At 77.7% G+C, this 5,329-nt stretch carries 4 protein-coding genes; 1 reads left to right on the forward strand and 3 read right to left on the reverse strand.

Going from position 1 to position 5,329, the window contains the following annotated elements; genetic code table 11:
* From LG632_RS29335 to LG632_RS29345, 3 genes are all read right to left on the reverse strand, one after another.
* The coding region (locus tag LG632_RS29335) for an FAD-dependent oxidoreductase (protein ID WP_226730951.1) at positions 1-1,262 on the reverse strand (1,262 nt) is incomplete at its 3' end.
* A gap of 366 nt (positions 1,263-1,628) precedes the next feature.
* Positions 1,629-2,555, reverse strand: coding sequence for a TIGR01777 family oxidoreductase (locus LG632_RS29340; protein WP_226730953.1), 927 nt, complete (start codon positions 2,553-2,555; stop codon positions 1,629-1,631).
* A gap of 259 nt (positions 2,556-2,814) precedes the next feature.
* Entirely contained in the window at positions 2,815-3,480 is a 666-nt protein-coding gene (locus LG632_RS29345; RefSeq protein ID WP_226730957.1) for a VIT1/CCC1 transporter family protein, read from the reverse strand.
* Positions 3,481-4,192: 712 nt separating this feature from the next.
* On the opposite strand from LG632_RS29345, the gene LG632_RS29350 reads away from it, so the two are divergent.
* On the forward strand, positions 4,193-5,329 hold a 1,137-nt coding region (locus tag LG632_RS29350; RefSeq protein WP_226730955.1), incomplete at its 3' end, for a PP2C family protein-serine/threonine phosphatase.

Consider the following 5,329-nt stretch of genomic DNA (forward strand, 5'->3'; position numbering starts at 1 on the left):
GGTGGCTCCGCCGCGGGGAGCGGGAGGCCGAAGTCGCGGAGGGCGGCGGCCGCGGCTCGGCGGGCCGAGTGCAACGCGCCCTGGACGGTGTTCGTGTCGCGGTGGTCGCCGCACACGTACAGCCCCGACAGCACCCGCACGGGCCGCCGCAGGTCGTGCGGCGGCGGCATCGCCGGCACCGCCTCCCGCGTGTGGTGGACCGCCAGGAGGTCCCACTCCCGGGTGGGGACCTCGTAGAGCCGCGCCAGCCGGGACGTCAGCGTGCGTGCCGCCGGTGGCGGCCCCAGCACCGTGGACGTCACCAGCGACGTGCCGGCCGGCGCCCTGCTGGGATCCACCGCGCTCATCACGGCCGTGTGCGCCACCGGCCACTTCGGGTCCCCGTCGAGGAGCAGCGACCCGTCGGACGGCAGTCCGCCCGGCACCGCGTGGTGGACGACGGTCATCTCGTGGAACGCCGGCACCCGCAGCCCCGGCAGCAGTTCCGCCGCCGCCCGCGCCCCGGTGGCCAGCAGCACCGAACGGCAGCGGAAGTCCCCGTGGTCCTCCGTGGCGACGGAGTTCGTCGCGATCGAGCGGACCCGCACCCCGGTGCGGACCGTCCCCACCGGCAGTCCTGCCGCGAGCAGCTGCGGCAGCGCGGCCGCGCCGCCCTCCGGCACGGCCAGCCGGCCCTGGGCGAAGCCCCGTAGCGCCAGGTCCGCGACCCGACTGGACGTCCCGAGCTCCGGGTCGCACAACAAGGTGGACAGCAGGGGCCGCAGGGCACCGGTGCCCCGGGAGCGGAGCGCGGCCCGGGCGGTGCGTTCGGGGCGGGCCAGCACCCGTTCCACCGGGAGCGCCGCCAGCCGGCCCAGCGACGCGCTGAGCCGGGCCTGGTCCAGCGACCCGCTGGCCAGGGCCCGGGCCGGGGTGAGGGTGCCGACCCGCTGCGGCTTGCCCTCGGCGTGCACGAGCACGCCCGGGGCGAACGGCCGCAGGACCAGGTCGGACAGACCGGGCGTCAGGTCGAGCTCCGGGTACGAGGTGTTGAGCAACTGGCCGATCCGGTCGAGCCGGAACCCGTCGACCGTCTCGGTGGCCATCCGCCCGCCGGGGCCGTCCGCGGCCTCCAGGAGGATGACGCTGACCCCCGCTGCGATCAGATGGTGTGCCGCCGCGAGCCCCGAGACGCCGGCTCCGACGATGACGACGTCCGCGTGGTGCGTGTGTGCGTGTTCGTGTGCATGAGCGTGAGCGTGTACCTGTGCGCTGCTGAGCACGTGCCCCTCCCCGAGGTCGGCGCGGCTTGTCTCGTCCTCCTTCCCCCGACGGACTTGAGGGGAACCCAAGTTCGGTGCGGTATTGGGCACAACTTCGGTCGCACCGCGGTCGCGTCGTGGTCGCGCGCCGGTCGCGTACGGTTCATGAACGGTCGCAACTCCGTCGCACGGCCGAGGTCGCACGGCTTCCGGACGCGCGGGCGCCGGCCGGCTCCCCACGGGCTTCAGGGCCGCCCGAACGGCGGCCGCCGGCAGCGGCCGGCAGCGACCGGGCGGTGGCTGGCAGCGGCTGGCGGGCGGTGCCTCCCGCGCGCCCCGCGCGGGGTCTCGGTCGGCTCCGGCCCGTCAGCGGTCGGCTCCGGCCCGTCAGCCGGCGCGGTCCGCCGGCTCCGCGCTCCCCGTTCCCGCCAGCGCCGCGCGCAGCGCGTCCTCGATGCCCGGGTACCGGAACACGAACCCGGACCGCAGCAGCCGTACCGGCCGGGCGCGCTGGCTGCCGAGGACGTCCTGGGCCAGTTCGCCGAGGACGATCCGCAGCACCGGCTCGGGCACGGCGAACACCGTCGGCCGGTGCAGTACGCGGCCCATGGCGGCCGTGATCTCCCGGTTGGTCAGCGGCTCCGGGGCGGTGAGGTTGACCGGGCCGCTCAGGTCCGGCGTGTCGATCAGGTGCCGCAGGGCCGCGACCTCGTCGTGCAGGGCGATGAACGGCCAGTACTGGCGGCCGTCGCCGAGCCGCCCGCCGAGGCCGGCCCGGAAGACCGGGAAGAGCCGGGCCCAGGCGCCGCCCTCGCGGGCGACGACGAGTCCGGTGCGGGCGAAGACCGTCCGCACCCCCGCCGCGTGGGCGGGGGCGGCCGCCGCCTCCCACTCGACGCAGACCGAGGGCAGGAAGCCCTCGCCGGCCGGGGAGTCCTCGTCGAGGACGCGGTCGCCCTGGTCGCCGTAGTACCCGACGGCCGAGCCGCTGACCAGGACCCGCGGCGGTTCGTCGAGGGCGGCGAGGGTGCGCGCGAGGGCCGCCGTACCGAGGACCCGGCTGTCACGGATCGCCCTCTTGTGCGCGTCCGTCCACCGGCGGTCACCGATCCCGGCGCCGGCCAGGTGGACGACGGCCTCGCAGCCGGCGAGGCCGGCCGGGTCGACGTAGCCGGCGGAGGGGTCCCAGCGCGCTTCGTCGGGCGCGGCGGGCGCCCGCCGCACGTACCGCACCACCTCGTGCCCGTCCGCGCGCAGGGACCGTACGAGTGCCTTGCCGATGAGCCCGGTCGAGCCGGTGACCGCGATCCGCATGCCCCCATCCTGCCCGCCGGGCGGGTCGGTACGACGCCCGACCCGCCCCTCCGACGTCCGGGCGCCGGGACCGGCGGCCGCCGGCCGGCGGCGGCCGTGCGGGGTCCGGTTCGGTGGGTCCCGCGGCGGCCTTACGGGGTCCTGGGGCGGCCCTACGGGCCGGCGGCGACCCGGCGGGGTGGGACGGCGACCCGGCGGGGTGGGGCGGCGACCCGGCGGGGTGGGACGGCGACCCGGGGACGGGGCGGCGACCCGTTGCTCAGCCGGAGCCGATCCAGGTGCCGACCGCGTACGTGACGGCCATGGCGAGGGCGCCGCCGGTGACGTTGCGGACGATCGCGCGGGGCACGGGGGCGTTGCCCAGGCGGGCGCTGATCCAGCCGCACAGGGTGAGCGCGGCGAGGACCGCGGCGACGGTGACCGGGACCCGGTGCGAAGGCTCCGGCAGCACGATGGCCAGCAGCGGCAGCAGCGCGCCCACCGTGAAGGCGGCGAGGCTGGCCAGGGCGGCGTGCCAGGGGTTGGCCAGCTCGTCCGGTTCGATGCCGAGCTCGACGCGGGCGTGGGCGCGCAGGGCGTCGCGTGCGGTGAGCTGTTCGGCGGCCTCCCGCGCCACGTCCCGGGTGAGGCCGCGGTCCGCGAGGAGCTCGGTCAGCTCGGCGAGCTCGGCCTCGGGATCGGCGGCCAGTTCGCGGCGTTCGAGGTCCAGGGCGGCCCGTTCGGAGTCGCGCTGGGAACTGACGGACACGTACTCGCCCGCGGCCATCGACAACGAACCGGCCAGCAGCCCCGCGACGCCCGCGGCGAGGATCGAGGCGCGGGAGGTCGTCGCACCGGCCACACCGACGACCAGACCGGCGGTGGAGATGATCCCGTCGTTGGCCCCGAGCACCCCGGCACGCAGCCAGTTGAGCCGCGTACTGATTCCGGCGCTCCGGCTGTCACCGGGGTGCTCCGGGGCGGGGGCCCGGGCGTCTGCGGCCGGGGCGTCTGCCGCCTCGGCGTCTGCGGCGCGGGCGTCGGGGGCCACCGCTTCGGGGGCGCGGGTTTCTGCGGCCGGGGCGTCGGTGTCTGCACCGGCCGGGGCCCGGCCGCCGGGGGCCGGGGCTCGGGGGGCTCGGCCGCCGGGGGTGGGGGCGTGCGGGGCCCCGCTGTCGGAGGCCCGGGCGTCGGAGTCCGTCACGGATCCACTGTCGCGGCCGCCCCGCGCCAGGGCCAGCCCTCGGGGCCACCCGGGCGGCGGACGGCCCGAGGCCGCGGGGCGGGGAGGCCGGGGGCCGGGAGGTGGGGGGCCGGGAGGTCGGGAGCCGAAAGGCCGGGGCCGGGAGGTCGAGGGCCGGGGCCGAAGGGCGCGGGCCGAAGGGAGGAGGGCGATGCCGGGCCTGTCGGGGGCGCGCGCAGAGGCAGGTCAGCAGGCGCGGCCTGGGAGGGGGCCCAGGGCCGTCGGAGCGTGACGAAGGATCTCCGGGGTCGCCGGGTGGTCCGACATGGTCGGGCCGTCGAGCCGTCCAGCCGTCCAGCCGTCGACGGGCGCGGAAGGAGGAGGGAGGAGGGCGGAGGGAGGGAGCGTAGGTGCAGGGGAACCGGTGGGGTGCGTCCGGCGTGCGGGGGGTCGGTGGGGGGACCAGGGTGGAGGGGTGAGACGCGGACGCGAGGAGGCCGGCGGCCGGCTGCAGGCGGCGACGCCGCCGCAGTGGGCCCGGATCGCGCCCGTGGCGGCCCTGATCGGCCTGGTGCTCGCCCAGCGGGCCACGCCGGGCACCGTCGAGCTGGGGTTCTTCCTGGCCGGGCTGCCGCCTGTGGCGGCGTTCGCGTACGGGGCGGCGGGCACGGCGCTGTTCGCCGGGGTCGTGCTGGTGCTGCTGGGGGTGCGCAACCTGGGAGTGGGGCACGCGCAGGGTACGGACCTGGCCACGGTCGCGGCCATCGCGCTGCTCAGCGTGGTGATCGCGTGGGTGCGCAAGCGGCGGGACGCGCAGTTGGTGAGCGTACGGACGGTTGCGGAGGCCGCGCAGCTGGCCGTGCTGCCGCCAGTACCGGAACGGGTCGGTCCGCTGGGCTGCACCGGCCTGTACCGGGCGGCGCAGCGGGGGACGCTGGTCGGCGGCGACCTGTACGACGTACGGGCCGGGCCGTACGGCGTACGGGCGGTGGTCGGGGACGTGCAGGGGCACGGGCTGGCCGCGGTCGGCACGGTGGCGGGGCTGCTGGGCGCGTTCCGGGAGGGCGTGCTGGACGACCCCGAACTGACGGCGGTCGCGGCCCGGCTGGACCGGCGGCTGGTGGAGGACTCGGCCGGGGTGGAACATGCGGAGCTGTTCGCGACGGCGGTGCTGCTGGAGTTCCCGCCGGGGCTGGAACTGGTGCGGATCGTGTCCTGCGGCCATCCGCCGGCGCTGCTGCTGCGGGGGTTCACGGTGTCGCAGCCGCCGGTGGAACCGGGGCCTCCGCTGGGGCTGGGCCTGGCGGAGGCGGGGGTGCCGGCGGTGGCGCACGTGGAGTTGCGGCCGGGGGACCGGTTGCTGGCCTATACGGACGGGGTGACCGAGGCCAGGGACGCGACCGGCGCCTTCTATCCGCTGGCGACCCGGGTGCCGGTGCTCGCCACGCATCCTGCGGGGCTGGCCCGGGCGGTGTGGCGGGACTTGGCCGCGTTCACCGGGGGCGGGCCCGGCGACGACGTGGCCCTGCTGGTCCTGACGGTCTCCCCGGGACCCAACCCGGGCCGTCCCGCGCCCGCGGGCGGGGCGCCGGGGCCGAACCCGGGCCGTCCC

The sequence above is a fragment of the Streptomyces antimicrobicus genome (genome assembly GCF_020532625.1).
Lineage (GTDB): Bacteria > Actinomycetota > Actinomycetes > Streptomycetales > Streptomycetaceae > Streptomyces > Streptomyces antimicrobicus.

Coding starts and splice junctions, on each gene's coding strand:
- LG632_RS29340 (WP_226730953.1), bottom strand. CDS start 2,555: ATGCGGATCGCGGTCACCGGCTCGACCGGGCTCATCGGCAAGGCACTC.